The 26236-nt window shown below is 71.4% G+C and carries 26 protein-coding genes; 16 read left to right on the top strand and 10 right to left on the bottom strand.

Annotated features, from left to right (window positions below; genetic code table 11):
- Positions 1-75: 75 nt before the first annotated feature.
- From msrB to AQI70_RS15045, 4 genes are all read right to left on the bottom strand, one after another.
- On the bottom strand, positions 76-483 hold the full coding sequence (gene msrB / locus AQI70_RS15060) for a peptide-methionine (R)-S-oxide reductase MsrB (protein ID WP_062149132.1): 408 nt from the start codon (positions 481-483) through the stop codon (positions 76-78).
- A gap of 13 nt (positions 484-496) precedes the next feature.
- Positions 497-1888: a UDP-N-acetylmuramate--L-alanine ligase gene (murC, locus tag AQI70_RS15055; protein ID WP_062149129.1), complete on the bottom strand. Its 1392-nt coding sequence runs from the start codon at positions 1886-1888 to the stop codon at positions 497-499.
- Between the two features lie 193 nt (positions 1889-2081).
- Positions 2082-2555 carry an indole-3-glycerol phosphate synthase gene (locus AQI70_RS15050; protein WP_208607366.1) on the bottom strand — a complete coding sequence of 158 codons (474 nt, stop codon included), beginning with the start codon at positions 2553-2555 and terminating at the stop codon, positions 2082-2084.
- Positions 2556-2700: 145 nt separating this feature from the next.
- Positions 2701-3534 carry a pyrimidine reductase family protein gene (locus tag AQI70_RS15045; protein ID WP_062149123.1) on the bottom strand — a complete coding sequence of 278 codons (834 nt, stop codon included), beginning with the start codon at positions 3532-3534 and terminating at the stop codon, positions 2701-2703.
- A 37-nt stretch (positions 3535-3571) separates the two neighbouring features.
- Between AQI70_RS15045 and zapE the strand changes: the two genes are divergently transcribed.
- The 7 genes from zapE to AQI70_RS15010 all read left to right on the top strand — a co-directional run bounded on the left by zapE (position 3572) and on the right by AQI70_RS15010 (position 11366).
- Positions 3572-4684, top strand: a complete 1113-nt coding sequence (gene zapE, locus AQI70_RS15040) for a cell division protein ZapE (protein ID WP_062149121.1) — start codon at positions 3572-3574, stop codon at positions 4682-4684.
- A 184-nt stretch (positions 4685-4868) separates the two neighbouring features.
- The gene (locus AQI70_RS15035; RefSeq protein WP_062149118.1) at positions 4869-5273 is read left to right on the top strand and encodes a hypothetical protein; all 405 of its coding nucleotides are present in this window, start codon (positions 4869-4871) and stop codon (positions 5271-5273) included.
- Positions 5274-5354: 81 nt separating this feature from the next.
- A complete protein-coding gene (locus tag AQI70_RS15030; RefSeq protein WP_062149114.1) occupies positions 5355-5936 on the top strand; it encodes a carbonic anhydrase in 582 nt (193 codons plus the stop codon).
- 8 nt (positions 5937-5944) lie between these two features.
- Entirely contained in the window at positions 5945-7408 is a 1464-nt protein-coding gene (locus AQI70_RS15025) for a SulP family inorganic anion transporter (protein WP_062149111.1), read from the top strand.
- Positions 7409-7554: 146 nt separating this feature from the next.
- A complete protein-coding gene (locus tag AQI70_RS15020) occupies positions 7555-8388 on the top strand; it encodes a slipin family protein (protein ID WP_062149108.1) in 834 nt (277 codons plus the stop codon).
- 88 nt (positions 8389-8476) lie between these two features.
- On the top strand, positions 8477-9865 hold the full coding sequence (locus AQI70_RS15015) for a PhoX family protein (protein WP_062149105.1): 1389 nt from the start codon (positions 8477-8479) through the stop codon (positions 9863-9865).
- A gap of 61 nt (positions 9866-9926) precedes the next feature.
- Complete coding sequence (locus tag AQI70_RS15010; protein ID WP_062149102.1) at positions 9927-11366, top strand: serine/threonine-protein kinase; 1440 nt, start codon at positions 9927-9929, stop codon at positions 11364-11366.
- A 33-nt stretch (positions 11367-11399) separates the two neighbouring features.
- Here AQI70_RS15010 and AQI70_RS15005 read toward each other — a convergent pair whose 3' ends face one another.
- Positions 11400-12173 carry a hypothetical protein gene (locus tag AQI70_RS15005; RefSeq protein ID WP_159042663.1) on the bottom strand — a complete coding sequence of 258 codons (774 nt, stop codon included), beginning with the start codon at positions 12171-12173 and terminating at the stop codon, positions 11400-11402.
- Positions 12166-12861, bottom strand: coding sequence for a hypothetical protein (locus AQI70_RS15000; RefSeq protein ID WP_062149096.1), 696 nt, complete (start codon positions 12859-12861; stop codon positions 12166-12168). The genes AQI70_RS15005 and AQI70_RS15000 overlap by 8 nt, the downstream gene beginning before the upstream one ends.
- 222 nt (positions 12862-13083) lie before the next feature.
- Between AQI70_RS15000 and AQI70_RS14995 the strand changes: the two genes are divergently transcribed.
- The 3 genes from AQI70_RS14995 to AQI70_RS14985 all read left to right on the top strand — a co-directional run bounded on the left by AQI70_RS14995 (position 13084) and on the right by AQI70_RS14985 (position 15175).
- Positions 13084-14007, top strand: coding sequence for a hypothetical protein (locus AQI70_RS14995; RefSeq protein WP_063801589.1), 924 nt, complete (start codon positions 13084-13086; stop codon positions 14005-14007).
- Between the two features lie 91 nt (positions 14008-14098).
- Positions 14099-14965 carry a polysaccharide deacetylase family protein gene (locus tag AQI70_RS14990; protein WP_062149090.1) on the top strand — a complete coding sequence of 289 codons (867 nt, stop codon included), beginning with the start codon at positions 14099-14101 and terminating at the stop codon, positions 14963-14965.
- Between the two features lie 18 nt (positions 14966-14983).
- Positions 14984-15175, top strand: a complete 192-nt coding sequence (locus tag AQI70_RS14985; protein WP_062149087.1) for a hypothetical protein — start codon at positions 14984-14986, stop codon at positions 15173-15175.
- On the opposite strand, the gene AQI70_RS14980 is transcribed toward AQI70_RS14985, so the two are convergent.
- A complete protein-coding gene (locus tag AQI70_RS14980; RefSeq protein WP_062149084.1) occupies positions 15167-15838 on the bottom strand; it encodes a hypothetical protein in 672 nt (223 codons plus the stop codon). The genes AQI70_RS14985 and AQI70_RS14980 overlap by 9 nt on opposite strands.
- On the bottom strand, positions 15835-16713 hold the full coding sequence (locus tag AQI70_RS14975) for an ABC transporter ATP-binding protein (protein ID WP_062149081.1): 879 nt from the start codon (positions 16711-16713) through the stop codon (positions 15835-15837). The genes AQI70_RS14980 and AQI70_RS14975 overlap by 4 nt, the downstream gene beginning before the upstream one ends.
- A gap of 88 nt (positions 16714-16801) precedes the next feature.
- On the opposite strand from AQI70_RS14975, the gene AQI70_RS14970 reads away from it, so the two are divergent.
- From AQI70_RS14970 to AQI70_RS14950, 5 genes are all read left to right on the top strand, one after another.
- A complete protein-coding gene (locus tag AQI70_RS14970; RefSeq protein WP_062149078.1) occupies positions 16802-17533 on the top strand; it encodes an aminoacyl-tRNA hydrolase in 732 nt (243 codons plus the stop codon).
- Between the two features lie 195 nt (positions 17534-17728).
- Complete coding sequence (locus tag AQI70_RS14965; protein WP_208607365.1) at positions 17729-19093, top strand: MbnB/TglH/ChrH family RiPP precursor modification enzyme; 1365 nt, start codon at positions 17729-17731, stop codon at positions 19091-19093.
- Between the two features lie 282 nt (positions 19094-19375).
- Positions 19376-20164, top strand: coding sequence for a DUF4142 domain-containing protein (locus tag AQI70_RS14960; RefSeq protein WP_062149075.1), 789 nt, complete (start codon positions 19376-19378; stop codon positions 20162-20164).
- 102 nt (positions 20165-20266) lie between these two features.
- Positions 20267-21064 carry a TIGR04222 domain-containing membrane protein gene (locus AQI70_RS14955; RefSeq protein WP_062149072.1) on the top strand — a complete coding sequence of 266 codons (798 nt, stop codon included), beginning with the start codon at positions 20267-20269 and terminating at the stop codon, positions 21062-21064.
- 123 nt (positions 21065-21187) lie between these two features.
- The gene (locus AQI70_RS14950) at positions 21188-22855 is read left to right on the top strand and encodes an alpha/beta hydrolase (RefSeq protein ID WP_062149069.1); all 1668 of its coding nucleotides are present in this window, start codon (positions 21188-21190) and stop codon (positions 22853-22855) included.
- On the opposite strand, the gene hemQ is transcribed toward AQI70_RS14950, so the two are convergent.
- Positions 22856-23587: a hydrogen peroxide-dependent heme synthase gene (hemQ, locus tag AQI70_RS14945; protein ID WP_062149066.1), complete on the bottom strand. Its 732-nt coding sequence runs from the start codon at positions 23585-23587 to the stop codon at positions 22856-22858.
- Positions 23588-23592: 5 nt separating this feature from the next.
- Positions 23593-25053 carry a protoporphyrinogen oxidase gene (gene hemG, locus AQI70_RS14940; RefSeq protein ID WP_062150045.1) on the bottom strand — a complete coding sequence of 487 codons (1461 nt, stop codon included), beginning with the start codon at positions 25051-25053 and terminating at the stop codon, positions 23593-23595.
- Between the two features lie 161 nt (positions 25054-25214).
- Between hemG and AQI70_RS14935 the strand changes: the two genes are divergently transcribed.
- Complete coding sequence (locus AQI70_RS14935; RefSeq protein WP_062149064.1) at positions 25215-26219, top strand: DUF4349 domain-containing protein; 1005 nt, start codon at positions 25215-25217, stop codon at positions 26217-26219.
- Positions 26220-26236 lie beyond the last annotated feature (17 nt).

Below are 26236 nucleotides of genomic sequence, written 5' to 3'. Positions count from 1 at the left end.
TCCCTACGAGTTTAGGAACACCGGCTCGGACCGTGCCAGCGCGCCCGGGCCCCGCCGCGGCGGAGCACCCGCCTGTCAGCCCTCCTCGGGCGTCAGGCGCAGCGCGATGCTGTTGATGCAGTACCGCTGGTCGGTCGGCGTCGGGTACCCCTCGCCCTCGAAGACGTGCCCGAGGTGCGACCCGCAGCGGGCACACCGCACCTCGGTGCGCACCATGCCGTGCGAGCGGTCCTCGATGAGCTGAACCGCGTCGGTGTCCTTCGGGTCGTAGAAGGACGGCCAGCCGCAGTGGGACTCGAACTTGGTGGTGGAGGTGAAGAGTTCGGCACCGCAGGCGCGGCAGGAGTAGACGCCCGTCGTCCTGGTGTCGGTGTACTCACCGGTGAAGGCGGGCTCCGTGGCGGCCTGGCGCAGCACGGCGTACTCGGCCGGGGTCAGCTCCGCGCGCCACTGCTCGTCCGGCTTTTCGACGTCGTACGACATGAGTCCTTGCCCCTCACTTCGACAGGCGGTCCAGGATGAGCGGGCCCAGGTCGGTGACATCGCCCGCGCCCATGGTGAGAACGAGATCACCGGGCTTCGCCATTCCCGCGATCAGCGCGGGCACCTCGCTCTTGTCGGGCACCGCCGTCACCTCGGCGCCCGCCGCCCGGGCCGCGTCGATGATCAGCTCGCTGGTGACGCCGGGGATCGGGTCCTCACGGGCCGGGTAGATGTCCAGGACCAGCGAGGAGTCCGCGAGGGCGAGGGCCTCGCCCATCTCCTTGCCCAGTTCCTGGGTCCGGGAGAAGAGGTGGGGCTGGTAGGCGACGAGGATGCGGGCGTCGCCGGCGACGGCGCGCATCGCCTCCAGGTCCGCCGTCATCTCGGTCGGGTGGTGGGCGTAGGAGTCGATGACCTGGACGCCCGCGGCCTCGCCCTTCAGCTGAAGACGCCGCTTCACGCCCGTGTAGGCGGCCAGCGCCGGGGCCAGCTCGGCGGCCGGGACACCGAGCGCCGCGCCCGCCGCGAGGGCGGCCACCGCGTTGAGGGCGTAGTGCCGGCCGGGGACCGAGACCGTGAAGGTGAGCTCCTGACCGTCCAGCAGGACGGTGACCCGGCTCTTCAGACCCTGCGCCACGACGGACAGGACACGTACGTCGGCGTCCTCCGCCTCGCCGTACGTCACCACCCGCACATCGCCCGCCGTGACCCGCCGGGTCAGCTCCCGCGCCCCCTCCTGGTCCGCCGAGATCACCAGCGTGCCGCCCTCGGTGATGCGGCCCGCGAACGTCTCGAAGGACTCGTGGATCTCGTCCATCGACGCGTAGTTGGCGTGGTGGTCGAGCTCGACGTTCAGGACGATGGCGACCTCGGGCGCGTACTTGTGGAAGCTGCGGTCCGACTCGTCCGCCTCGGCGACGAAGATGTCACCGTCGCCGTGCAGGGCGTTGGAGCCGGGGGCGTCCAGGTCACCGCCGATGGCGTACGACGGCCTCAGGCCCAGCTCGCTCAGCGAGACGGCCAGCATCGACGTCGTGGTCGTCTTGCCGTGCGTGCCGGCGACGGCGATCGGGCGCAGTCCGTCCATCAGCGAGGCGAGCGCGTCGGCGCGGTGCACCACCGGAACGCCCAGCTCGACGGCGCGGGCCAGCTCCGGGTTGTCCTGCCGGATCGCCGACGACACGACCACACAGCTGGCGTCATCGGCGAGGTGCTCCGCCGCATGCCCGATGTGCACGGTCACACCGAGCGCCCGCAGCGCCTGGGCCGTCCCGGACTCCTTGGCATCACTGCCCGCCACCTTGGCCCCACGCTGCGCGAGGATCTTCGCGATCCCCGACATTCCGGCTCCGCCGATGCCGATGAAGTGCGGTCGGTCCATGGCGGTGGGAATGCCGGGTGCCATGCGTGTTCTCCCCAGATTGCGGTATGACGGTGAGGCCCCAGCCTATTGGGTGAGGAGGCAGGCCCTGCGCTCGGGACACCGGGATATGTGCCCACCCAAGGGGCGCGGGGAACTGCGCGACCAGCCCGGACAGCCCGCAGCCGGCACCACCCAGGAACCCCTACGGCGCCCACGGCCCAGCCCAGCGGCAGCGCTACGCCTTGCTGTGGGAGAACAGCTTCAGCACCGGTACCCCCACCTTGTGCCGGGCCCTCGACGCCCAGTCCCGATGGAAGAACTCCTCCACATAGTGCGGATCGGTCAACACGATCACCTCATCCGCACCCACCTCGTCGACCACGGCCTTCAGCGCATCCAGCGGGTGATCCTCGACCAGCCGCCCCTGTGCCTCACTGCCCGAGGACCGCAGCGCGGTGAGCGACACCTCCAGCGCCCGCTGCCCGGTGCTCAGCGCTTCCTCGCCCTCGGGCGTCTTCCCCTCCCGGACCGCCTCGTCCAGCTCGCCCAGCGCGATGTCGTCGATGGCGCGCAACAACCTGTCGGCCTGCTCGCCCCGGGGCTGGAGCAGCACATGGAAGGAGACCTGCTCGTCCCCGTGCAAGGTGGTGACGAACTCCACGTCGGCGGACGTCAGGGCCTTCTCGATCATCAAAACGCTTGTGAACACCGGGCGCCCCTTCTGCGGAAACCATCCTGCCCCGCGCTCGCACGGGGGCTGCGACTTTCAGTGTGCCCGGCGGAAGCTAAACGGAACGGTAGATTCCGCCGTTTTCAGGACCATGACACCAAGAGAACCCATTTCCGGGCCGGTCTCACCTCCGCCGGTACCGGCCGAACAGAAAGCCTTCCTCCTCCAGCAAGGACACCAGCTCGAACCGTTTCGGCACCGCCACCGAGGGCCCTCCGGCGATGCGCTGCGCGTCACCGGCGGTGAGCATCGGGGAGATCGTCAGACAGAGCTCGTCGAGCACTTCGGCGGCCACCAGCTGGCCGAGCAGCCGGGGGCCGCCCTCGGTGAGCAGGCGGGTGTGCCCGAGCTCGGCGAGGGCCTGGACGGCGCGTACGGGGTCCACGCCGACGCCGTCACCGGCGATCACCACCCGGGCGCCCGCCTTCTCGGCGGCCGCGATCCGGTCCGGGGCCGCGGCGGCACCGGTGAGGATCAGGGTGGGCACGGAGGGCGAGGTGAAGAGCGGAAGGCCGTAGTCGAGGTCCAGGCCGGCGCTCACCACCGCGATGGCCGGCGCGGGCCCCTGCCCGGCCGCCGCACGCGCCTGCGCGAACTCCGCCCGCACGCGGGCCGGACGGTACCCCTCCTGACGTACCGTTTCAGCGCCGACGATCACGACGTCCGCCAGTGCCCGCAGGGTGCCGAAGATCCGCATGTCGGCCGCGCAGGAAATGGGCTGCGAACGGCCGTCGTGCTGGGCGGCCCCGTCCAGGGTGGACACCATGTTGGCCCGCAACCAGGGCAGCCGCCCGCCGGGCTCGGGCACGGGATAGGCGTAGGCGGCGGCGAGCTCGGCGAGGCTCCACTCCCCAAGACCCTCTTCGGCACCTTTGACCCCGTCGTTCCCGGCAGCACCGCCGGGGGCCCTCACTGCGGTTTCAGCTGTTTCATCGGTCACAGGGAACAGGCGTCGCATATCGTGCAGTGTGGCACGGCGCTTAGCATGGTGAACCGTGTCCTCCTCCCCCGCCGCCTCCGGTCCGACCCCGATAGCCGAAGCGACCCCGCTGTCCCTGTGCGCCCGTGAGCCGCACGTCCCCGCGGACCGCTTGGTGGCCGAAATGGTGCCCCCGCCGCGGTTCGACTCGGTCCGTTTCAGCACGTACATCCCGGACCCCGACCAGCCCAGCCAGACCGAAGCGGTCCACGTCCTGGAGAGCTTCGCGGCCGGACTCGGCGGCGCGCACGCCGGCGGCGCCGGAAAGCCCAGGCGCGGCTTCCTCGGATTCGGGAAGGCCAAGGCCCCCAAGACCCCCGCGGGCCCACGCGGTGTGTACCTCGACGGCGGCTACGGCGTCGGCAAGACCCACCTGCTCGCCTCCCTCTGGCACGCCACCCCGGCCGAGCCGTCCCTGAAGGCCTTCGGCACCTTCGTGGAGCTGACGAACCTCGTCGGCGCCCTCGGCTTCCAGCAGACGGTCCAGACCCTCTCCGGTCACCGCCTGCTGTGCATCGACGAGTTCGAGCTGGACGACCCCGGCGACACGGTCCTCGTCTCCACCCTGCTCGGCAAGCTCGTCGACGCGGGTGTCGCACTCGCCGCCACCTCAAACACCCTCCCGGGCAAGCTCGGTGAGGGCCGCTTCGCGGCGGCCGACTTCCTGCGCGAGATCCAGGGCCTGTCGGCCCGCTTCCGCACCCTGCGCATCGACGGCGAGGACTACCGCCACCGCGGCCTGCCCGAGGCGCCGGCGCCCTACTCCGACGAGCAGGTGACGAAGGCGGCGTACGCCACCGAGGGCGCCTCGCTCGACGACTTCCCGCACCTGCTGGACCACTTGGCCCGCGTCCACCCCAGCCGGTACGGCGCGCTGACCGACGGGATCAGGGCGGTGTGCCTGACGGATGTGCGGCCGGTGCCGGACCAGTCGACCGCGCTGCGCCTGGTGGTGCTCGCCGACCGGCTCTACGACCGTGAAGTCCCGGTGCTGGCCTCGGGGTTGCCCTTCGACAGGCTGTTCAGCGAGGAGATGCTGAAGGGCGGCTACCGCAAGAAGTACTTCCGCGCGATCTCCCGCCTCACCGCCCTGGCCCGCGACGCGAAGGGCCTCGTCGAGGCGCGTTAACACACCCACATCCCTTGATCAAGAGCGGGTTCGCGCCAAGCGACCCGCTCTTTTTCAGGCTCTCTTCAGGTCGAAACGCTAAGTTAACCCTGCAAACAACTTTGCCAGGTTAAGGTGTTTCTTGACTGGTCATTGACCATTCGTTGGTACACGCAAGAGGTGTGGACTGGCCGAAGGGGGGCGCATGTTCCGAGGTACGACAGCCCGGACCCTGGTTTCGATCCTCGCCGCCGCCCTGCTCGCCCTTCAGTTCTTCGCACCCACCGCGTCCTTCGCACACGTGCACACGGTCAGTCAGGCAAAGGCCAAAGCCCACCCCGGAACCAAGCTCTCCGGGAAGGCGATGCGCGACGAAACCCTCACGTCCCGCCTCTGCGCTCCATCGGGCCAAGGGGACCCGACCGGACCGCTACGCACGCGGGAGCGTCTGCGCCTCGCCGACTCCGGGCCCCAGGCGCCCGACCGGCCATTGCTCACCCGGGACCCCGCGTCCGCGCACGAGCCGCCCATACCCGGCGCGGCTCATCAGCGCACGTCGAGACCGTCGACGTCCCACGCCCCGGCCGCGCTCCAGGTCTTCCGCTGCTGAGAGCAGAGCAGTCCCCCCCACCTTTGTCATGCAAAACCACACCGACGCGCCACTGCAGCGCGCCAGGAGGAGTCACCACAGATGCAGCCCCTCATCGACAACGCCCGCATGTTCGGACAGCGCCCTGAGGAGTTCGCCAAACTGGCCGAAGGGCAGTCCCCTCAGGTCCTGTTCATCACCTGCTCCGATTCCCGGGTCGTACCGGCCCTGATCACGGGCGCCCGCCCCGGCGAGCTCTTCGAGCTGCGCACCGCCGGGAACATCGTCCCGCCGTACGCCTCCACCACCCCCACGGGCGAGACGGCCACGATCGAGTACGCGGTGCAGGTGCTCGGAGTCAAGCACGTCGTGGTCTGCGGCCACTCGCACTGCGGTGCCGTCGGCGCGGTCGTGCGCCACGACGACCTGACGGCCGTTCCGGCCGTGCGCGACTGGCTCGCGCACGCGGCGGACGAGCCCAAGTGCTCCGACCCCGGCGACCCGACGGTCGCCGAGGCGGTGCAGAACCACGTGCTGGCGCAGCTGGATCGGCTGCGCTCGTACCCGTGCATCGACAAGCGCCTGGAATCGGGCGAACTCCGGTTGCACGGCTGGTACTACGAGGTCCACACCGGCATCGTGCGGGAACACCGCGCGGAATCCGACACGTTCACGCAGCTCTGAGGGGACTGATGACCATGCTGTCCAAGTTCCCATATCTGAGGCAGGACTTCCTCGCCTCCATAGTCGTCTTCCTGGTCGCCGTGCCGCTGTGCGTCGGCGTGGCGGTCGCCTCCGGCGTCCCAGCCGAACTCGGCCTGGTCACCGGCATCGTGGGCGGTCTCGTCACCGGTCTGATGCGAGGCAGCAGCCTTCAGGTGTCGGGGCCGGCCGCCGGTCTGACTGTGCTGGTCTTCGAGGCCGTCAGCGAGTTCGGGGTGGCCACGCTCGGCGTGATCGTGCTGTTCGCCGGTCTGCTCCAGCTCGCCATGGGCTTCCTCAAGATCGGTCGCTGGTTCAGGGCAATCTCCATATCCGTCGTCGAGGGCATGCTCTGCGGTATCGGTCTGGTGATCATCGCCGGCCAGATATACGCGGCCGCGGGCCTGAAGGCGCCGTCCTCCGGCATCGGCAAGCTCGTGGGGCTGCCCGGGGCGTTCGCCGACGCGCTCGGCAGCACCGAGGCACTGACCTCGCTCGCGATCGGGGCGGGCACCATCGCCGTGATCGTGCTGTGGAAGAAGATGCCGAAGGCCGTGCAGTCCGTGCCCGGCGCCCTCGCGGCGGTGGTCCTGGCCACGGTCGCCTCCCTCGCCTTCAGCCTGCCGGTCGCCACCGTCCAGGTGGAGGGCCTGCTCGGCGTCATCCAGCCGCCGGGGGCCGAGGCCTTCGGCGAGCTGGCCAACCCGGCCATCTGGGGCACCATCATCGCCTTCGCGCTGATCGCCTCGGCGGAGAGCCTGTTCAGCGCGGCGGCCGTGGACCGGCTGCACGACGGTCCGCGCACCGAGTACAACAAGGAGATGATCGCCCAGGGCACGGGCAACACCCTGTGCGGTCTGCTCGGCGCGCTGCCGATGACCGCGGTGATCGTCCGCAGCTCCGCCAACGTCAACGCCGGCGCGAAGACCAAGGCCTCGCGGGTGCTGCACGGCGTGTGGCTGCTGCTGTTCGCCGCCGCGATGCCGTGGGCCCTGGCGCTGATCCCGATTCCCGCGCTCGCCGGCATCCTGGTGCACGCGGGCTTCAAGCTCATCCCGTTCCAGCAGATCGCGACGCTGTGGCGGGCCCACAAGGGCGAGGCGCTGATCCTCGTCGTCACCGCCGTCTCCATCGTCGCGGTGAACATGTTCGAGGGCGTGCTGATCGGTCTTGCCCTGTCGGTCGTCAAGACCGCCTGGGAGGCCTCGCATGTGAAGCTGGAGATCATAGACAAGGGCGCCGGACCCATCCAGGCGTACCTGTCGGGCAACGCGACCTTCCTGCGGCTGCCGAAGCTCCTCGACAGCCTGGAGGCCCTGCCCCAGGACCGCCCGGTCGAGCTCGACCTGTCGGGACTGCACCACCTCGACCACGCCTGCCGTACGGCCCTGGAGACCTGGGCCGAACGCCACAGCGCGGTCGGTACGGAACCGGTACGGGTCACGGCGCCCTGACCGGCGTATGACCTCCGTATGACACCTGGCGGCGGCTGACCGCCGAGGCGTATCACCTGGTCCGGGGCCATCCGTGGCCCCGGACCGAACACCGGGCATATCGTTACAGGTGCACGCGGAACGGACCTCTCGGTGAGGAGGTCGTCATGCTCGAAGAGCTGGTGGGTGCGGCTGTAGGCGTGGGCGTGGCGGGACTGGCGTATGTCACGGCTGCCGCGCGGGTCGTCAAGCAGTACGAACGCGGGGTGGTCTTCCGGCTCGGACGGCTGCGCGGCAATGTACGCCAGCCCGGATTCCAGCTGATCGTCCCCGCCGTGGACCGGCTGCGCAAGGTCAACATGCAGATCGTGACGATGCCCGTGCCCGCCCAGGAGGGCATCACCCGCGACAACGTGACCGTGCGGGTCGACGCGGTCGTGTACTTCAAGGTCGTGGACCCGGCGGCCGCGATCATCAACGTCGAGGACTACCGTTTCGCGGTCTCCCAGATGGCGCAGACGTCCCTGCGCTCGATCATCGGCAAGAGCGATCTGGACGATCTGTTGTCCAACCGCGAGAAGCTCAACCAGGGCCTGGAGCTGATGATCGACAGCCCGGCGGTGGGCTGGGGCGTGCAGATCGACCGTGTGGAGATCAAGGACGTGTCCCTGCCGGACACGATGAAGCGCTCCATGGCCCGGCAGGCCGAGGCCGACCGCGAGCGGCGGGCCCGGGTCATCAACGCCGACGCGGAGCTGCAGGCGTCCAAGAAGCTGGCCGAGGCCGCGCACCAGATGGCCGACGCGCCCTCCGCGCTCCAGCTGCGGCTGCTGCAGACGGTGATGGCGGTGGCGGCCGAGAAGAACTCCACGCTGGTGCTGCCGATCCCGGTGGAGCTGCTGCGGTTCCTGGAGAGGGGCGCGCAGCATCCCGACTACCAGCCCGTCGAACGGTCCCTGGAGGCCACGCAGCCGGCCGGTGAGCAGTCGGTGGAGCAGTGACACGTGCTACGCGCGTGGTTCCCGCGGCCCGCACCAGGTGATAGACACAGCGGTCACGGTTCCTGTCCGCCAGCAGGAAGGCTGCCCCATGTCCGAAAACACGACCGTCGGTACCACGACACGCCGTCAGCTCCTCGCTCGTAGCGGCGCGTTGGGCGTCTCGATCGCCTTCGCCGGAAACCTCACCGAGCTCTTCGCGGGGACCGCCGCCGCGCAGAGCCTGGGCCACACCGGATACGGCCCGCTCGTCCCCGACCCGAAGGGTCTGCTCGACCTGCCGAAAGGTTTCCGCTATCAGGTCCTCTCACGCGAGGGCGACCAACTCCGCTCCGGGGAGGGCCCGGTGCCCTCCAACCACGACGGCATGGCCGCCCTCGCGGGCAGAAACGGCCGCGTCCACCTGGTGCGCAACCACGAGAACCGCAACACGGCGAAGCTGCCCGTCCCGACCGTCGCGGGACTCACCTACGACCCGGCGGGCAAGGGCGGTTGTACGGCGCTGACGCTGGACTCGCGCGGCCGTGTCCTGTCCGAGCGCGTCGCCGTCGCCGGTACGGCCGTCAACTGCGCGGGCGGGCCCACCCTTTGGGGCACCTGGCTGACCTGCGAGGAGACCGAGGACAAGGCGGGCACCAACGGCTACACCAAGGACCACGGCTTCATCTTCGAGGTCGACCCGGCGAACCCGCACCGCTCCGGCGCGGTCCCGCTGACCGCGATGGGCCGCTTCCAGCACGAGGCGATCGCGGTGGACCCCCGCAACGGCATCGTCTACGAGACCGAGGACGCCTTCCAGAAGCCCTTCGGCCTCTTCTACCGCTTTCTGCCCGACCGGCCGCTCGGCGGCCTCGGCTCCCTGCGCGCGGGCGGCCGTCTCCAGGCGATGCGCGTGCCGGGGGTGCCCGACCTGTCCTCGATCCAGGAGACGGGAGCGAGCTTCGGGAACATCGAGTGGGTCGACGTACCGGACCCCCTCGCCGCCCAGACCCCCATACGCCTGCAGGACTTCGGCCCGAAGGGCATCACCCACGCCCAGAAGCTGGAGGGCTGCTACTGGGGCGGCCGGTGCGTCTACTTCGTCTCCTCCTTCGCCCGCAGCGCCGAGGGCTCGGCGGCGGACCACTACGGCCAGATCTGGCGCTACGACCCCTCCGCGCGCCGCCTCACCCTGGTGGTCGTCTTCGGCCCGGACACGGACGTCCAGCTGCCCGGCGAGTCCCCGGACAACATCTGTCTCGCCCCCAGCGGCGGCCTCATGGTGTGCGAGGACGGCAACGGCGCCCAGCACGTCTACGGGGTGACGCGACGCGGCGAGGTCTACGCGATGGCGCGCAACGCCCAGAACACCGGAACGGCCGAGGAGCCGGAGTGGGGCGAGTTCGCCGGGGTCGCCTTCTCGCCGGACGGGCAGACGATGTACGTCAACTGCTACGCACCCGGGACGACCTTCGCGGTGACGGGGCCCTGGCGCAGGTAGCCCGCCGGGAGCGGCCTCAAGCGGAAGCCTCCTTTCCGGCGCGTCCTCTAACCTGTCCGGCATGAACGCACCGGGGGATCTCGTCGACGGCCGGTTCGAGCTGGTCGAGCGGCTGGGCAGCGGGGGAATGGGCACCGTGTGGCGGGCTCGCGACACGGTGCTGCACCGCGAGGTCGCCCTCAAGGCGGTCCGCTCCGACGCGGACACGGTCGGCCTGATGCGCGAGCGGGTACTGCGGGAGGCGCGGGCGCTGGCCCGGCTCAGCCATCCCCATGTGGTGACGATCCATCAGATCGTGGCGGCCGAGCCGCATCCGTGGATCGTGATGGAACTGGTGCCGGGCAGCTCGCTCCAACAGCGACTGGACCAGGGGCCGTTGACGCCGGTGGCGGCGGCCCGCATCGGCCGACAGGTGCTCGCCGCGCTGCGGGCCGCGCACGCGGCGGGCATCCAGCACCGGGACGTCAAACCCGCCAACATCCTTCTGCGCCCCGACGGCAACGCCGTCCTCACCGACTTCGGCATCGCCGCCGTGCAGGGCACGACGGGCCTCACGGCCACCGGCGAGCTCGTCGGGTCCCCGGAGTACATGGCCCCGGAGCGGATCCGGGGCCACGGCGACGATCCGTCCGCCGACCTGTGGTCCCTGGGCGTGGTCCTGTACGTGTGCGTGGAGGGCGTCAGCCCCCTGCGCCGTCCCACGACCCTCGCCACCCTGGCCGCCGTACTCGACGACCCGCTCCCGCCACCGACCCGCTCCGGCCCGCTGACGCCGGTACTGGAGGCCCTGCTCGTACGGGACCCGTCGGCCCGCCCGGACGCCGCCCGCCTGGACGCGATGCTGGCGGAGGTGGAGGCGGGAAGGACACCGCACTGGGCCCAGCCGACGATGACCGCCGCCACACCGCATCCGCTGCCCCCCACTCCCACCCGACTGGACACCCCGCACCCGACGGTCCCGCAGCAGCTGCGCGAGCCCCGACGCCGCACCCCGCTCCTGATGGCCGCGACCGCGGCCCTGGCGATCACCGCAGCAACGACCCTGACCCTGGTACTGCGTCCCGGCGACACCGACGGCGACAACAAGGCAGGCACCCCGACAGCCCCGACGGCCGCGACACCCGCCCCCACCACCGCAGCGCCCTCCCCCGCCCCGTCCCCCACCCCGGACGGCCGCTGGATCGCCCAACTCCACTCCGAACCCCTGTCATCGGGCACCGCCGCCCGGGACCGGCGGCTCGCCACGATCCGCCAGTCGGTGCCGGAGGCGACCGTCCTGCGCAGCGACGACTACGCGTCCCTGCGCCGCGGCTACTGGGTCTTCTACGCCCCCGGCCCCTTCACCGACGGCCGCGCCGCCCTGACCTTCTGCGCCGAACGCGGCCGAACCTCCGCGAACGCCTGCATCGGCCGCTACCTGAGCACGAACGCGACCGACTTCGCCTTCCAGTGCCGCCCACCGGCCACGGCCCCGACAGGCCGCTGCACCCGCACCGGTTGACGAAGCCGGCCTCGCACCGGGATCCGAACGCGGTCAAGCGGCGGCCGGCTTCTCCAGCAATCCCTGGGTCTCCACCAGGTTCTCTCCCGCGTACGTGATGTGAATGCTCTCCCCCTCCTGATGAACGAGAGCCTTCGCCTCCAGCGTTCGCAGCGTGCGGCGCAGATGCTTGCGCATCGTGGCGGGGACCCACTGGAAGAGATCCGCGTAAGCCACCCCACGTGGTCCCTTGTGGTAAAGCAGCATCAGAACGTGATCACCCGCTCGGGCACCCGGAAGCAGCAGCTTGGGAAACTCCCCGAAGTCCTGGACCACGGGAACCTTGCGCGTCACCAACGCTTCGACAAGGGCCCGGGCATGCTCGGGTGACGTGCCTTTGCTCAACCGGACGAACTCGGCCATCACCCAGTCCAGAACGTGTACGACGAGCGTCGCGTCCTGGAGATTGGGATCAATGCCGTCGGCGAGATGGGCCGCGTCCCTGTTGTTGCGGATGTCGTAGACGATCCGCAATGCCCGTGGGATGTAGTGCCGAATGGACCGGGAGAGTTTCTTGGTCGCCGGTGAGGCCAGCCAATTGGCGAGCGTGTCCGTCCTGAGGCTGTCTCCCAGTGGTGTGTGCTCACCCTTTGCCGCTTCTTCGAGCATGCGGTACGCCGCTTCGCAGAACCGCCCGCCCTCGACGGCGCTGTACCGATGGCCGCCCAGGTAGTAGTTCCGCTTCGCTTCTTCGTAGGCCCCAACCAGCTCATCGACGAGTTTCCCGTCGTAGGCGGCTTTGAGTACGTCCCGCACGGATTCACTCACCGCTCTCGCCACCGTTCCCCTGTGGCTTCTTGTTGCCGGGGCCGCGCTTGCGTGGCCGGTACGGATGCTCACGCAGGGCTGCCTTCACCGCCTCCCTGTCCGGCAGGGCCTCGACCAGCGCTTCGCCTCGCGTCGAGAGCTGCTTCGTTCCCTTCCCGGCAGTGACGAGAAATCCGCTCCCCCTGTCCGCGTTGTCCACGTCACGCGAAGGGTTACCGAACTTGGGACCTGCGGACTCCGTATTCAGGTCGACGATGTCCGGCGTCCTGAAATGCGGCGTACTGCGGTAGCGGCCCAGGTAATACGCCAGACACGCCACGCGTTCCACGTTCGAGGCCGGTCGCTTCCGGCTGACGAACTCACGAGGACTCGGCACCTCTTCCTCGGCGGCGATCACCGCGGTCACCGCGGAACTGGTTCGGGCGGCCGGGACAGCCTGCTCCGCTCGGCCCACGGCACGTGGCGCCGCTTCCACTTCCAAAGCGTCCGCCAGCCACACAAGGACACGTGTACGTCCTTTGCGGTCGAGCGGTTCCAAAGCGGTGAGGGCTGCGTGCATGGCGAGCAGGTCCGCGCGCGCTGCGGTACCGCCGGCGCTGTCGCGCACGGGGTCCGAGCCGTCCGCCTCCTCTCCGGCGGTCATGTGCTCCGGCGCGGTGTCGGCTCCCCTGGTGTCCTTGTCGCTCACGGGCTCTTCTCCTCCGTTGCGTTCGTTACGCGCCGGCCCTCCCTGACGGTTCGGCGCGCCGAGCACAACTTCACGACAGCGGTGTCGCGCTTATGTCGCACAGACCGTGCGAAAAGCGTCGAAGTGCAGAAGCCGCTGCTGGGAAGCCACATACTCGAAGCCGTGAGTCAGGGCGGGGACTACCAGGGAGCTACTGTCCGCGGACAGGCTTGGAGGTCATCGGTGTCGGCTTCAAGGGGACGAAGTTTTCCTGCCACTGGAGAACTGCTCCAGCACCTCCTCGCGACGAAGCCACGCTATCAACGGCTGTGGCTCGGCAAGACCGGGCGTGTCCGGGGAGGCCTCAGTCAGTCAGCGGTCGCGCGCGTCATCACTTTGCATCTCTGGGAATCGGGGGAACGGAGTGAAAGCGAGACATCGCTCCAGCGGACCCTCAAGGACAGGGTGTCCCGGGCCCTCAACGGAACTGCGATATCCGCGGAAACGCTCAAGTGGATCATCAACGCCTTCGACATGGACAGCGGTGACACCGACCACTTGTGGGCCACCTACGCAGCGGAGTTGGGATCCACTCCCGGTATCGCGCACACGTTACGCCGACGCCGGAAGATGGCCAGCAGGCAGCGCCATCGAACCGTCAGCCTGGTGGAGCGGTACTTCCTGGACGAGTCAGGGGCGCTGAAGCTCCGCAACACCTTCCACACCATCCGTGCGATCGAGGACGGGGTGGATCTCTATATGTTCAATCACGAACCGCAGGCGTCCGACATCGAGGTGCTGCACGGAGGAACGCCGGGCCTGCAACACGTCTACGGCGGCGGCATGGTCGGGCGCGAGATCATCCTCACGCCTCCCCTGTTGAAATCCCAGACCACCGCCCTGGAGTACCGGACTCACTTCGTCCAGGAACCGGCCTTCCCCGCGACAGAAGTGCGACGGGCCGCCTTCGCGCGCACGGAGCACGTCGATCTGGCGGTGGTGTTTCCCGCGAAGAGAACGCCGCGCGTCGTGTGGTGGTGCGTTTGGGACGACCACCTGGGCGGTGTGCCGGTCCAGCGGAAGGAAATGACCCCTCAGAACGGCACCGTCCGGCACTACGTTCCCTTCATCGAGGAGACGTCCGTCGGTTTCGCCTGGAAGTGGTGAGAGAGGCCGCGCATGTGCCGGGCGGGTGACACCGGCCCGGCACACCCGCTGATCCACCGAAATAACCATTTGATCCTCATATGTTCGTTCGGTGATCACTCTTGTACGACGCGTCACCGCCGCCGCCTGTGCCCTGGGAGCCGCCCTCGGCGCGCTCGCCGGGTGCACGGCGCCCGAGGCGACCCGTGCTCCTCATCCCGCGCCCAGCGCCTCCGCCGCCTCCCCGGTCTCCCCGGCCGCCGAGCCGCCGACGCTCGCCCCCGGGCCCGCCGGTCTGACCCCTGTCTTCGAGCACGGCCCCCGGGCCCGGGACAAGACCGTCGCGCTCACCTTCGATGCCGACATGACCGCCGACCAGGGGACGCGGGCGGCGCGGGGGGAGCGGTTCGACAACCCGGGGCTGGTCGCGGCTCTGCGGGAGCTGAAGGTGCCGGCGACCGTGTTCATGACGGGACGGTGGGCCGAGGAGTATCCGGTGCAGGCCCGGGCCATCGGGCGGCACCCGCTGTTCGAGGTCGCCAACCACTCGTACAGCCACTACGCCTTCACCGACGACTGCTACGGGCTGCCGACCCTCGACGAGGAGCGGATGCGGGCGGACGTGGAACGGGCCTACGCCGTGTTCCGGAAAGTGGGCGTACGGGATCCGATGCCGTACTTCCGGTTTCCCGGCGGCTGCTACGACCGGCGCGCCCTGAAGGCGCTGACCCCGGTCGGGGTCACGGCCGTGCAGTGGGACGTGGTGAGCGGGGACGCGTTCGCGACGGACGCCGACGCGGTGGCCCGGGAGGTGCTGGACGGGGTGCGGCCGGGGTCGGTGGTCGTCCTGCACTGCACGCTCAGTGCCGCTCCGACGACCGAACGGGCGGTCCGGACGATCGTGCCGGCACTGCGCGCGAAGGGCTTCCGGTTCGTGAAGGTGTCCGAGCTGATCGGGGCCGCGAGCAGCCGGCTGTGAGGCTCGTACGCTGAAGGTATGAGCGAGGAACAGCCCATGACCGACTACTGCCTGATCGACGCGACCAGGCCGCCCAGGGCTGACGGGCCGCCGTACGCGGAGTGCGTGCTGTGCCGGGAGCCGACGGAGTACCCGGAGTCGTACAAGGGGATCACGCTCTGCCCGGTGTGCGAGTGGCAGGAGGCGCAGCGCACGGCCTGCTCAGGGTGATCTGCGCGAGGTGAGCGCGCAGGCGGCCGCGATCGCCGCCGCCGTGAGCAGGGCTGCCGCCGCCAGGGGCAGGACGGGCAGCGGGACCGTGCCCGAGCGGGAGCCGGTGACCAGGCCGCTGACCGCCGCCTGGGCCGGGGAGCCGGTCACCACCACGGACAGCAGCGCCGCGAGCAGCATCGCGGGGACCGCGCGGCCGGTCGAGCGCAGCAGCGGCCAGGTGGTGAGGGCACCGACGGCCGTGCCGAGCAGCGCACAGGCCAGCGCGGCGAGCAGGCCCGCGGCACCCGCCGGCAGCCGTGGCACCCGGGTCTGGTGGTCGGCACTGGCCGGGTCGCTGACCAGCGTGACGACGACGATCGTCACCGTACCGAGCATCGCCGCCGCGCCCAGCGCCACCAGCAGCGCGGCGAGGTGCGCCCGCCCCGGTCCGACCGCCGCGGACACACAGCTGCGGGCGGCCGGCGGTTCGTTGGTGACGCAGATCCGCACCAGCCAGGCGGCGACCGGCAGCAGGGCCGCGGCCGCGTAGCCGAGCGAGTCGAGGATGGGCTGGCCGCCCTGCACGCCGACGGCGAGGAAGACGGCGTACAGGATGAACGGCGGCAGCCAGCGCTGCGAGCGGAGCAGCAGCGCGGCCTGGTAGCAGAGGAGGGCGGTCATCGGCGGCTCTCGGCTTCGGAAGGGTCGGGTGTCTCCTGGCTCACGCTCACCACGTGCCAGGGCGGGCGGGCCGTCAGCAGGGCGCGCAGGACGATGTCCGAGTGGGAGGCGGGGACGGTCAGCCGGTGGATGCCGGGGGTGGGTTCGTCCGTTCTCGTCGCGATGCGGGTCGCCTCGGCGGGCAGGCCCGCGCCGCGCGGTCCCTGGACGACGACGGTCGTGTGCGGGCCGGTGGGCGGCGCGCTCTCCTGCCCGGTCCGGCGGTCGAGGCCGCCGGCGTGCACGGTGTACGTCGCGTCGGGCGCCCCCGCGAGGCGGCGCGGGTCGTGGTCGACGAAGACCACCGCGGTGCCGGCGGCGGTGCGTTCGGCGACGGCACGTTCCAGTTCGGCGCGGGCGGCGGCGTCCAGGCCGGTCCACGCCTCGTCGAGGACGAGCAGCTCCGGGTCGGCGAGCAGGGCCTGCGCGACGGCGACCTTCTGGCTGCTGCCCTTCGACAGCTGGGCCATCGGGGTACGGGCGTGGGCGGTGGCGCCGAAACGGTCCAGGTGCTCGTGGGCGGCTCGGGTGGCCGCCGGCCGGGACAGGCCGTGGACCGTGCCGAGGTGGGTCAGGTAGCCGAGGGCGGTGAAGGGCAGGGCGGTGGGGAAACGTTCGGGAACGTACGCGGTGCGGGGGCGGCCGGTGATGCGGCCTTCCGAGGGGGCGTCCAAGCGGGCGAGGAGGCGGAGCAGGGTGGATTTGCCGGTGCCGTTGGCGCCTTCCACGCGGATCAGCGTGCCCGGCGGCACGGTGAGGTGGACGCCGCGTAACACCCAGGGCCCGCGCAGGCCGTAGCGGCGGCCCACGTTGTGCAGACGAAGATCGCGTTGCATGGGCCCATCCTCTCCCGCCGTGAGACGGATCCCGCCGTGAGACGGATCCCGCCGTGAGAGGGATCTTGTGCCTGGCAGACTGGAGGACGTGACCAGTGATCCGACCGTTCCCGGCGACAGCCCCTTTCGTACCGAGCCCTCGACGCGCGACGGGGCACCCCAGTTCGTCCTGCCGCTCGTCGTCCGCATCGAGCGGGCCGCTCCGCCGGCCCGTACGGACGCCCTGGAGACCGCCGCCCGTGCGGTGCTGGTCATGCTGAGCGACGAGCGGTCCATCGGTGACGGGGAATGGGCCCAGGCCGTCCGGGACTGGCAGGACGCCCGTATCCGCAAGGTCGTACGGCGGGCTCGGGGAGCCGAGTGGCACCGGGCGGAGGCACTGCCGGGGATCACGGTCACCGGCAAGTCGGCGGAGGTACGGGTGTTTCCGCCCGTGCCCCTGGACGGGTGGCCCAAGGATCTCGCCCGGCTCCAGGTGTCCGGTACCGACCTCGACGATCCGGAGCCGCCCGCGGAAGCCGACTCGTCGGCGCCCGTGCTCTGGCTGAACCCGGATGTCGACATGTCGGCCGGCAAGGCGATGGCGCAGGCGGGGCACGGGGCACAGCTGGCCTGGTGGGAGCTGTCGGAGGAGGAGAAGGCCGCCTGGCGCGACGCCGGTTTCCCGCTCGCCGTGCGGACCGCGGCCCCGGGGCGCTGGGGTGAACTCACCGGCAGCGGGCTGCCGTTGGTGCGTGACGCCGGGTTCACCGAGATCGCTCCCGGGTCGTGCACCGTCGTCGCCGACCATCCCGCGCTGCGGCAGACGCCCCGCGTCTGAACATCCCCGGCCTCCCGCGCGTACGACCTTACGGCGGCCGTTCACGGTGTGCGGGGCGCGGTTCCCAACCTCAAATGTTGCTCTGAAGGTGTCCGCCCAGGGGTTCGGGCGGGGCCCGCGGGGCCATACCCCCGTCACGTCCGACACGTCCGAGGAGACGGGACAGCGGGTACGGAAGAGGCCGAGGAGGGGACGATGGTGCGACTGGGCACGGGGATCGGGTGGCGTCCGGAGATCGCGGAGGCCGTGGAGAACATGCCGGGCATCGAGTGGGTCGAGGCCGTCGCCGAGAACGTCTGCCCGGGCCATCTGCCCGAGTCGCTGGTACGGCTGCGGGAGCGCGGGGTGACCGTGGTCCCGCACGGCGTCTCGCTCGGCCTGGGCGGCGCGGAGCGCCCCGACGCCGGGAGGCTGGCCGCTCTCGCGGAGCGGGTTACGGCGCTGGGGTCGCCGCTGGTCACCGAGCACATCGCGTTCGTACGCGCGGGCGGGCCGCTGACGGCGTCCCCGCGGCTGGAGGCGGGGCATCTGCTGCCCGTGCCGCGCACCCGGGACGCCCTGGACGTGCTGTGCGAGAACGTCCGCATCGCGCAGGACGCGCTGCCCGTGCCGCTCGCCGTGGAGAACATCGCCGCGCTCATCTCCTGGCCGGGCGAGGAGATGACCGAGGGGCAGTTCCTGTACGAGCTCGCCGACCGCACGGGGGTGCGGCTGCTCATCGATGTCGCCAACCTGCACACCAACCAGGTCAACCGGGGCGAGGACGCGGCCAAGGCACTCGCCGAACTGCCGCTGGAGGCCATCGCGTACGTCCATGTCGCGGGCGGCTTCGAGCGCGACGGCGTCTGGCACGACAGCCACGCCCACCCGGTCCCGCAGCCGGTCCTGGACATCCTGACCGACCTGGCGTCCCGGGTGTCCCCGCCGGGGGTCCTGCTGGAGAGGGACGAGAACTTCCCCGAGCGGGCGGAGCTGGAGCGGGAGTTGGGGGCGATTCGAGGCGCGTTGGAGAAGGGGTCCGCCGAGCGGAGGGCGTCCGCCACGGAAGCGTCCGCAGCGGCGTCCCCGGAAGGCGCCTCTCGGGGGGCTCGGGAGCGGGAGACCGTACGGGAGCAGGGGGCGGCCGGAGTGGAGGGGCTCACCGACCCCGCCCGTCAGCGCCTCGGCCTCGCGCAGGCCGCGCTGCTGTCCGCGCTCGTCGCCGGGACGCCGGTGCCGGAAGGGTTCGACCGGGTGCGGCTCGGTGTGCAGGCGCGGGCGCTCGCCGGGAAGCGGGCGGACGTCGTGGCCAAGGTGGCGCCGGAGCTGCCGGTGATACTCGGGGACGGGTACCGGGGGGCCTTCCTCGCGTACGCGCACGGGCACCCGATGAGCGACGGCTATCGGCGCGACGCGCTGGACTTCGCCGGGTATCTGCTGGCCGAGGGGCGCCTGGAGGACGCCTTGGTCCGGGCGGAGTTGCGGGAGTGGTGGCTGGAGCGGTCGGGGCCGAAGCCACGCTCGGGGCGGCCGGGGGTGCGGCTGGCCCGGGCCACGCGCCGGGTCCTCCTGCGCCGGTGAGCGCACCCCGCGTGCGCCCAGTGCCGTTCAGCCGCTGAGCGCTCCCGCCCCGCGAGTGTGCCTGGGTTAACACCCCAGCCGCGCAGCGCGGTCTGAGCAGTCGATTCGCCCGCCTTTGCCCCTGAACGTCAGACCCTCCCCCTCCCCATTCGCCCGTATCCACCCTCGTTGCAACCATTCGCTCCCGTACGGCAGTTGGCGTAGACCCCGGCGCACCCGAAGTAATATGCCAACCCAACCCTCGAAGCGCACTAACGTGCGGTGCCGCAACAGGAGGCACCCATGCGACCGCGACCCCCCATCAACGGCCGAGGCATCTTCAGCGGCACCGGGATCATCATCACCGGCCTGACGGCGACGCTGCTGGCGATGATCTTCCCGATCTGGTCGTACGAGGACCGGTCCGGGACCGGTCTGGACGTGCTCAACGCCGAGACCGTCCCGACCGGGTACGGCCCGCTGTCCGGTCTCGACCGCGAGTTCCTCACCAAGGTCCGGCTGGCCGGGCTCTGGGAGCTGCCCGCCGGCCGGCAGGCGCAGCAGAAGGGGACCACCGAGGCCGTACGGACCGCGGGTCAGCATCTCGTCGAGGGGCACATGTTCCTGGACGAGCGGGTGCGTGACGTCGCCGCCAAGCTCCGCATGGAGCTGCCCAACGAGCCGACCGAGCAGCAGCGGGAGTGGCTGGCGACCCTGGACTCGGCCCAAGGCGTCGAGTACGAGCGTCAGTTCGCCAACATCCTGCGGCTGGCGCACGGCAAGGTGTTCTCCGTCGTCGCCCAGGTGCGGGCCAGCACCCGCAACTCCCTCGTCCGCAAGCTCGCCGACGACGCCAACAGCACGGTGCTGGACCACATCACGGTCCTCGAGGCCACCGGTTACGTCGACTTCGACGCCGTGGCCCGGGACATGGTCGCCGACAGCACGCCTCCGCTCACCCCGCCCCCCGCCCCGCCCGGCCCGGCCGTCGACCCCGCTCCGGCCGTCCCGGTGAGCCCGCCTCCCTCGCCGACCTACTCACTGCCGCCGGCCGCAACCAGCCCGCGCCCGAAGGACGCCGCGGGGTTCTGAGGCCCGAACTCCCCGATCCGGAACGTCACATCCCGGCAACTCTCGGTCCGTATGGTGAACAAGGCATGGTGTTTCGGGGAGCATTTGGCATAGAAACGCGGCATGTTCTGGGTCCTTCTTCTGCTGCTGGCGTGGGCCGTTGCCGGCACGGCGTGTACACGGCTGTGCCTGGCCGCCGTACACGCCGCGGCCATGGACACGAAAGAGGCGGCCGCGGGCCGGGGACACGATCTGACGCTGTACGAGGCCGCGTTCCTGTCCGGCGGCCCCCGCCGGGTCGCCGATCTGACCCTCGTCTCCATGGCGCGGCAGCGGCGGCTGCTGCTCGCGCACACCGGCTGGGCGACGGTCGTCGATCCGCGCGGGCGGGACGAGATGGAGCGCTCGGTGATAGGAGCCATCGGCCCGGAGGGTCAGTCCCGGATCGAGCCGGTACGGGACGCCGCGGCCGCCGCCGACGCGGTGGGCAGCCTCGCGGACCGGTTGGTCAGCGCGGGCCTGGCCGTACCCGACGGGATGCGCAGCGGGGTCGCGGCCGCGATCGGGCGGGTGCGGCTCGCCGCGGCGGTCGTACTGGCGCTGGGGGTGATCGCCCTGCTGACGCCCGCTCAGTCGGACATGCCCGCGCATCTGGTCGCACTCTGGTTCGCGCTCCCCTTCGTGCTCACCCTGAGCTGCCTCGCCATCGCCCGGATCGAGATCCACCCCTACACCCAGTGGGCCTCCCCAGCCGGGCAGCGGCTGTTGAGCGCCCTGGTCCGGCGCTCCGGCGGCGGGGACGACCGCCGGTATCTCACCTCCGTGGCCGTACGGGGCGTACGCGCGATCGGCGAGCCGGAGCTGCGCGCGGCCTTCGCGCACCGCGAGCCGCCCCCCGAGGTGACGCCCTGGCGCGGCTGACCGCCGGGCGCCCGGTGGCGCATAGGGGGCATTGACGCCGACACCGGCAGGGTGGTGCTTGCCTTCGTCAACAGACGGACGAAATATCCCTTTTGTTGCTGCCGTGCACCGAAGGGATACGCGATGAGAGCTCCCGCCCTCTACTCGGCCGTGGGGGTCCTGCTCCTGACAGCCCTCAGCGCCGCCCCGGCCGGCAGCACCGGGGCCGCCCCGGGCACAGCCGAGCTGCACGGCACCGCGGTGGCCGCCGCCCGCGCCCGGGCGGCCGGCATCGACTTCGGCAAGTGCCCCAAGGAGCAGGACATGCCGGCCGCCCTGCAGTGCGGCAAGGTGTCCGTCCCGCTCGACTACGCGCACCCCAACGGCAAGCAGATCGAACTCACCGTCAGCCGGGTCCGGGCCACGCACAAGGACCCGCACAACAGCAAGCGCCGGGTGCCACGGAAGGGCGCCCTGGTCTACAACCCGGGCGGACCGGGCGCCTCCGGCATGTACTTCCCGCTGATCGGCGTCATGCCCGCGTGGAAGCGGCTGGCGGCGGCGTACGACCTGGTCGGCTACGCCCCGCGCGGGGTTGAGCGTTCCGCGCCGCTGTCCTGCCAGGAGCCCAAGCAGGTCTTCAAGGGGCCCTTGCTGGCGCCGACGCACCCCTCGGAGTCGCACAAGAAGGAGCGCATCGCCCGGGCGAAGGCCTACGCCCGGGGCTGCGCCCAGCGCGCGGGCAGCGCGCTGCGCCACTACAACTCCCTCAACAACGCCCGTGACCTGGACGTCCTGCGCGCCGCGCTGGGCGAGGAGAAGCTGACCTTCATGGGCGCGTCGTACGGCACCTACTTCGGCGCCCTGTACGCGACCCTCTTCCCCTCACACGTGCGGCGGATGGTGTTCGACTCTGCGGTGAACCCGGACCCCGCGATGGTCTGGTACCGCAACAACCTCGCCCAGTCGGCCGCGTTCGAGGGGCGGTGGGCCGACTTCCGGGAGTGGGTCGCCGAGCACCACAAGGTGTACGGGCTGGGTGACACCGCCGAGGAGGTGCTGCGCAGCTACGAGAAGGTGCGTGCGCGGCTGGCCGCCGAGCCGGCGGGCGGGAAGGTCGGGCAGGAGCAGTTGCAGGAGACGTTCCTGCAGGCCGGTTACTACGACGACTACTGGCCGTCGCGCGCGCGGGCGCTGTCGGCGTATCTGAAGGGCGACTCCAAGCCCCTGGTCGAGCTGGCCGCGCCGGCGACGGAGGCGGCGGCCGAGGAGGAGAACTCGGACGCGGTCTACACGGCCGTGGAGTGCAATGACGCGCCCTGGCCGACGGACTGGGACGTGTGGGACCGGGACAACACGCGGCTCGCCCGGGTGGCGCCGTTCGAGACCTGGGACAACGTGTGGATGAACCTGCCGTGTGCCTACTGGCAGGCGCCCCGGCAGGAGCCCCTCGATGTGCGGACCGGGCCGGGCGAGGTGCCGCCGCTGCTGATCCTGGCCGCCGAGCGGGATGCCGCCACGCCGTACGACGGGGCCCTGGAGATGCACCGGCGCCTGTCGGGTTCGGTGCTGGTGACCGAACGGGACGCCGGCACGCACGGCATCGCCTACGGCCCGAACGCCTGCGTCAACGGCTACGTCGACGCGTATCTGCTGGAGGGCCGCCTCCCGGCACGGCGCGCGGCGTGCGAGGGGCACCCCGAGCCGAAGCCGGAGCGCCCGGACGACCGCACGGACAAGAAGCGGGGCGCCCACCCCGGGACGGCACCGGGCGACCGGCCCCGGACGGCCGCCGCCCGGCTCCCGCACTGATCAGGCGAGGCCCGCGACCAGCTCGGCGACGCTCTTGCGGCGCCCCGTGAAGAACGGCACCTCTTCGCGCACGTGCATCCGCGCCTCCGAAGCCCGCAGGTGACGCATGAGGTCGACGATGCGGTAGAGCTCGTCGGCCTCGAAGGCGAGGAGCCACTCGTAGTCGCCCAGCGAGAACGAGGCGACCGTGTTGGCGCGGACGTCCGGGAAGCCGCGGGCCATCTTGCCGTGGTCGGCGAGCATACGGCGGCGGTCCTCGTCGGGCAGGAGGTACCAGTCGTAGGAGCGCACGAAGGGGTAGACGCTGACGTAGTTGCGCGGCGTCTCGTCGGCGAGGAACGCCGGGATGTGCGAGCGGTTGAACTCGGCGGGGCGGTGCAGCGCCATGTTCGACCAGACCGGCGTGAGGGCGCGGCCCAGCTTGGTGCGGCGGAAGAGGTTGTACGCCTCCTGCAGCTGGTCGCTGGTCTCGGCGTGCCACCAGATCATGAGATCGGCGTCGGCGCGCAGCCCGGACACGTCGTACGTGCCGCGGATCGTCACGTCCTTGGCGGCGAGCTGGTCGAACAGCTCCTGGACCTCGTCGGCGTAGCCCGCGCGGTCCTCGGGGAGCACGTCCTTCAGCTTGAAGACCGACCAGAGGGTGTAGCGGATGACCTCGTTGAGGTCCTTGGCCAGCTTGCCCTTGTTCGGGATCCTGCCGGACTCGGTGGTGGGGGCGTCGTCACTCATGTCCCTTATTCTCCTGCTCCTCCGTGCAGACTCTGCACCGGGTGGGCGGTGAGCTCCTCCACACCGCTCAGGTCTCCGTCCAGCTGGTCCACCGCGGCATACGCGCTCGCGATGCACGCCGGGATGCCCACGCCGTCGTACTGCGCGCCGCACACGGCGAGGCCGGGCAGCCCGGCGATGTGCTCGCGGACGCGGGCCACGCGCGCGTGGTGGCCGACCGGGTACTGGGGCAGGCCGTCGGTCCAGCGGGTGACGCGGGTTTCGAGGGGGGTGGCGTCGAGGCCGGTGGCCGCCTTCAGGTCGTGCCGGGAGACGTCGACGAGGTGGGCGTCGTCACGCTCCAGGATCCGCGTCTCGCCGTACCGCCCCACGGACGTGCGCAGCACGACCACGTCCGGGTTCTCGTCGGCGATCCAGCCCCACTTCTGGGAGGCGAACGTCGACGCCTTGATGGTGCGTCCGTCGACCGGCGGTACGAGGAAGCCGCTGCCCGCGGGCAGGTCGGTGTCGGCGCGGCGGTAGGCGAGGGTGACCAGGGCCATGGAGGCGTACTCGATGCCGTCCAGCTCGGCGGCGGCTTCCGGGGCCTCGGCGCGCAGGAGTCCGGCGGCGGCCGGGGCGGGTACGGCGACGACGACCGCGTCCGCGTGCAGCACCCGGTCCCCGGCGACCACGCGCCAGCCGCCGGACGCCTCGCGGCGCAGCTCCGTCACCGGCGTGCCGGTGGCGATCTCGCCGCCCCGCGCGCGTACCGACTCCGCGACCGCGAGGGGGAGGGTGCCGACGCCGCCCTGGAGGCCCATGAACACCGGGCCCGTCTGCTGGTCGGCAGCGGCCTTCGCCTGGATCCCGCGGACGGCCTCCGTGAGGGAGGTGTGTGTCCGCGCGGCCTGGAAGAGCTGCGGGACCGCCGAGCGCATCGAGATGCGGTACGCGTCGCCCGCGTAGACCCCGCCGAGCAGGGGCTCGACCAGGCGGTCGACGACCTCGCGGCCGAGGCGCGCCGCCACGTACTCCCCCACCGCCACGTCGTCGCCGACCTCCGTGCGGGGCAGGTCGGCGTCGCGCTCGATGCGGGCGAGGCCCTCCTCGGACAGGACGCCGGAGAGCGCGGACGCGGTGCCGGGGACGCCCATCACATGCCCCTTGGGCATGGGGCGCAGGGCACCGCGGGTCCAGATCGAGGCCGTGGCGGTGGCGGGCGGCTGGAGGCGGTCGGCGAGGCCCGCCTCGCGGGCGAGGGCGACGGCCTCGGGGCGGCGGGCCAGCATCGACTCGGCACCGAGGTCCACGCGCACGCCCGCGATCTCGCCGGGCAGCAGCTTGCCGCCGACCCGGTCGGACGCTTCCAGGACGGTCACCTGCCGGCCGGCGGCCAGCAGCCGGTGGGCCGCGGCGAGCCCGGCGATTCCGCCTCCGATGACGACGACCCGGCCCGTACCCGTACGAGTCTCCACTTCGCGCATGTCCACAGCCTCTCAGACCCCACTGACAGTCCGTCCCCGCCCCGGTGTCCTTCACGAGTCCCGACCGTGACCGCATCGGGACCGTTCCCCGCCAACGTCCCGCCCCCTCCGGGCGTCGAAGAAGCGTCAGTCGTCACGACGACCCTCGGGGGTACGCCCACATGCGCGCACGACGATCCACACGATCAGTACGACCTGTTCCGGCCCTCGCCGGCCTCCTGTTGGCCACGGCCCTGGCGCTCACCGGCTGCAGCGGCTCCGCCGACGACTCGGGCGCCGGCAGCAAGGCCGCCGGGGACGAGGCCGCCCAGGCGGCGGAGTCCCAGGCGGACGCGAGGGAGGGCGCCCCGGGCAGCGGCTTCGGCGCCGGCAAGGCCACCGCACCGCCCAAGGCCACCGCCGGCCACATCATCCGGACGGCCTCGCTGACCGTGCAGGTCAAGGACGTGCCGAAGGCCCTCGACGAGGCCCGCACCACGACCGAGAACGCGGGCGGCTACATCGGCAACGAGACCACCACACGCGACGAGGAGGGCCACGAGCACACCCGTGTCGTGCTGCGCGTGCCCGTCGACCGGTACGCCGACGTCCTCGCGGAACTGGAGGGCGCGGGCAAGCCGATCGAGCGCAGCGCCAAGGCGCAGGACGTCACCGACCAGGTCGTGGACGTGGAGAGCCGCATCAAGTCGCAGCGCGCCAGTGTCGCCCGGATCCGCGAGCTGATGGACCAGGCGACCAGGCTCAGCGACGTGGTCACGCTGGAGGGCGAGCTGAGCAGCCGCCAGGCCGACCTGGAGGCGCTGCTCGCCCGGCAGGCGTCCCTGAAGGACCGCGCGAGCCTGGCGACCATCACCCTGTCCCTGTCGGAGACGCCGGTGAAGAAGGCCGCGCAGGACGACGACCCCGGTTTCCTGGACGCGCTCGCGGGCGGCTGGGGCGCGTTCGTGACGATGCTGCGCTGGCTCGCGGTGGCGCTGGGCGCCGTACTGCCGTTCGCCGCGGTGGCGGCGCTGATGGTGCTGGTGTGGCTGAAGGCCGTGCGGCCCCGGCTGCCGCGCCGCCCGGCCACCGTGCCGGCGACGTCCGCGCTGGGTCCGCTGCCGACGGCCCGTCCGGCGCCGGGGCCCACGCGCGCGGGAGACGAGCAGGGCGGCGAGCAGAACTGAAATGCCCTGCCCCCGTA

The organism is Streptomyces curacoi, assembly GCF_001513975.1.
Taxonomy (GTDB): domain Bacteria; phylum Actinomycetota; class Actinomycetes; order Streptomycetales; family Streptomycetaceae; genus Streptomyces; species Streptomyces curacoi.
This window is presented reverse-complemented; position numbering and strand designations above follow the sequence as displayed.

Coding starts and splice junctions, on each gene's coding strand:
- msrB (WP_062149132.1), bottom strand. CDS start 483: ATGTCGTACGACGTCGAAAAGCCGGACGAGCAGTGGCGCGCGGAGCTG.
- murC (WP_062149129.1), bottom strand. CDS start 1,888: ATGGCACCCGGCATTCCCACCGCCATGGACCGACCGCACTTCATCGGC.
- AQI70_RS15045 (WP_062149123.1), bottom strand. CDS start 3,534: ATGCGACGCCTGTTCCCTGTGACCGATGAAACAGCTGAAACCGCAGTG.
- AQI70_RS15035 (WP_062149118.1), top strand. CDS start 4,869: ATGTTCCGAGGTACGACAGCCCGGACCCTGGTTTCGATCCTCGCCGCC.
- AQI70_RS15030 (WP_062149114.1), top strand. CDS start 5,355: ATGCAGCCCCTCATCGACAACGCCCGCATGTTCGGACAGCGCCCTGAG.
- AQI70_RS15025 (WP_062149111.1), top strand. CDS start 5,945: ATGACCATGCTGTCCAAGTTCCCATATCTGAGGCAGGACTTCCTCGCC.
- AQI70_RS15020 (WP_062149108.1), top strand. CDS start 7,555: ATGCTCGAAGAGCTGGTGGGTGCGGCTGTAGGCGTGGGCGTGGCGGGA.
- AQI70_RS15015 (WP_062149105.1), top strand. CDS start 8,477: ATGTCCGAAAACACGACCGTCGGTACCACGACACGCCGTCAGCTCCTC.
- AQI70_RS15010 (WP_062149102.1), top strand. CDS start 9,927: ATGAACGCACCGGGGGATCTCGTCGACGGCCGGTTCGAGCTGGTCGAG.
- AQI70_RS14985 (WP_062149087.1), top strand. CDS start 14,984: ATGAGCGAGGAACAGCCCATGACCGACTACTGCCTGATCGACGCGACC.
- AQI70_RS14980 (WP_062149084.1), bottom strand. CDS start 15,838: ATGACCGCCCTCCTCTGCTACCAGGCCGCGCTGCTGCTCCGCTCGCAG.
- AQI70_RS14975 (WP_062149081.1), bottom strand. CDS start 16,713: ATGCAACGCGATCTTCGTCTGCACAACGTGGGCCGCCGCTACGGCCTG.
- AQI70_RS14965 (WP_208607365.1), top strand. CDS start 17,729: ATGGTGCGACTGGGCACGGGGATCGGGTGGCGTCCGGAGATCGCGGAG.
- AQI70_RS14960 (WP_062149075.1), top strand. CDS start 19,376: ATGCGACCGCGACCCCCCATCAACGGCCGAGGCATCTTCAGCGGCACC.
- AQI70_RS14955 (WP_062149072.1), top strand. CDS start 20,267: ATGTTCTGGGTCCTTCTTCTGCTGCTGGCGTGGGCCGTTGCCGGCACG.
- AQI70_RS14950 (WP_062149069.1), top strand. CDS start 21,188: ATGAGAGCTCCCGCCCTCTACTCGGCCGTGGGGGTCCTGCTCCTGACA.
- hemQ (WP_062149066.1), bottom strand. CDS start 23,587: ATGAGTGACGACGCCCCCACCACCGAGTCCGGCAGGATCCCGAACAAG.
- hemG (WP_062150045.1), bottom strand. CDS start 25,053: ATGCGCGAAGTGGAGACTCGTACGGGTACGGGCCGGGTCGTCGTCATC.
- AQI70_RS14935 (WP_062149064.1), top strand. CDS start 25,215: ATGCGCGCACGACGATCCACACGATCAGTACGACCTGTTCCGGCCCTC.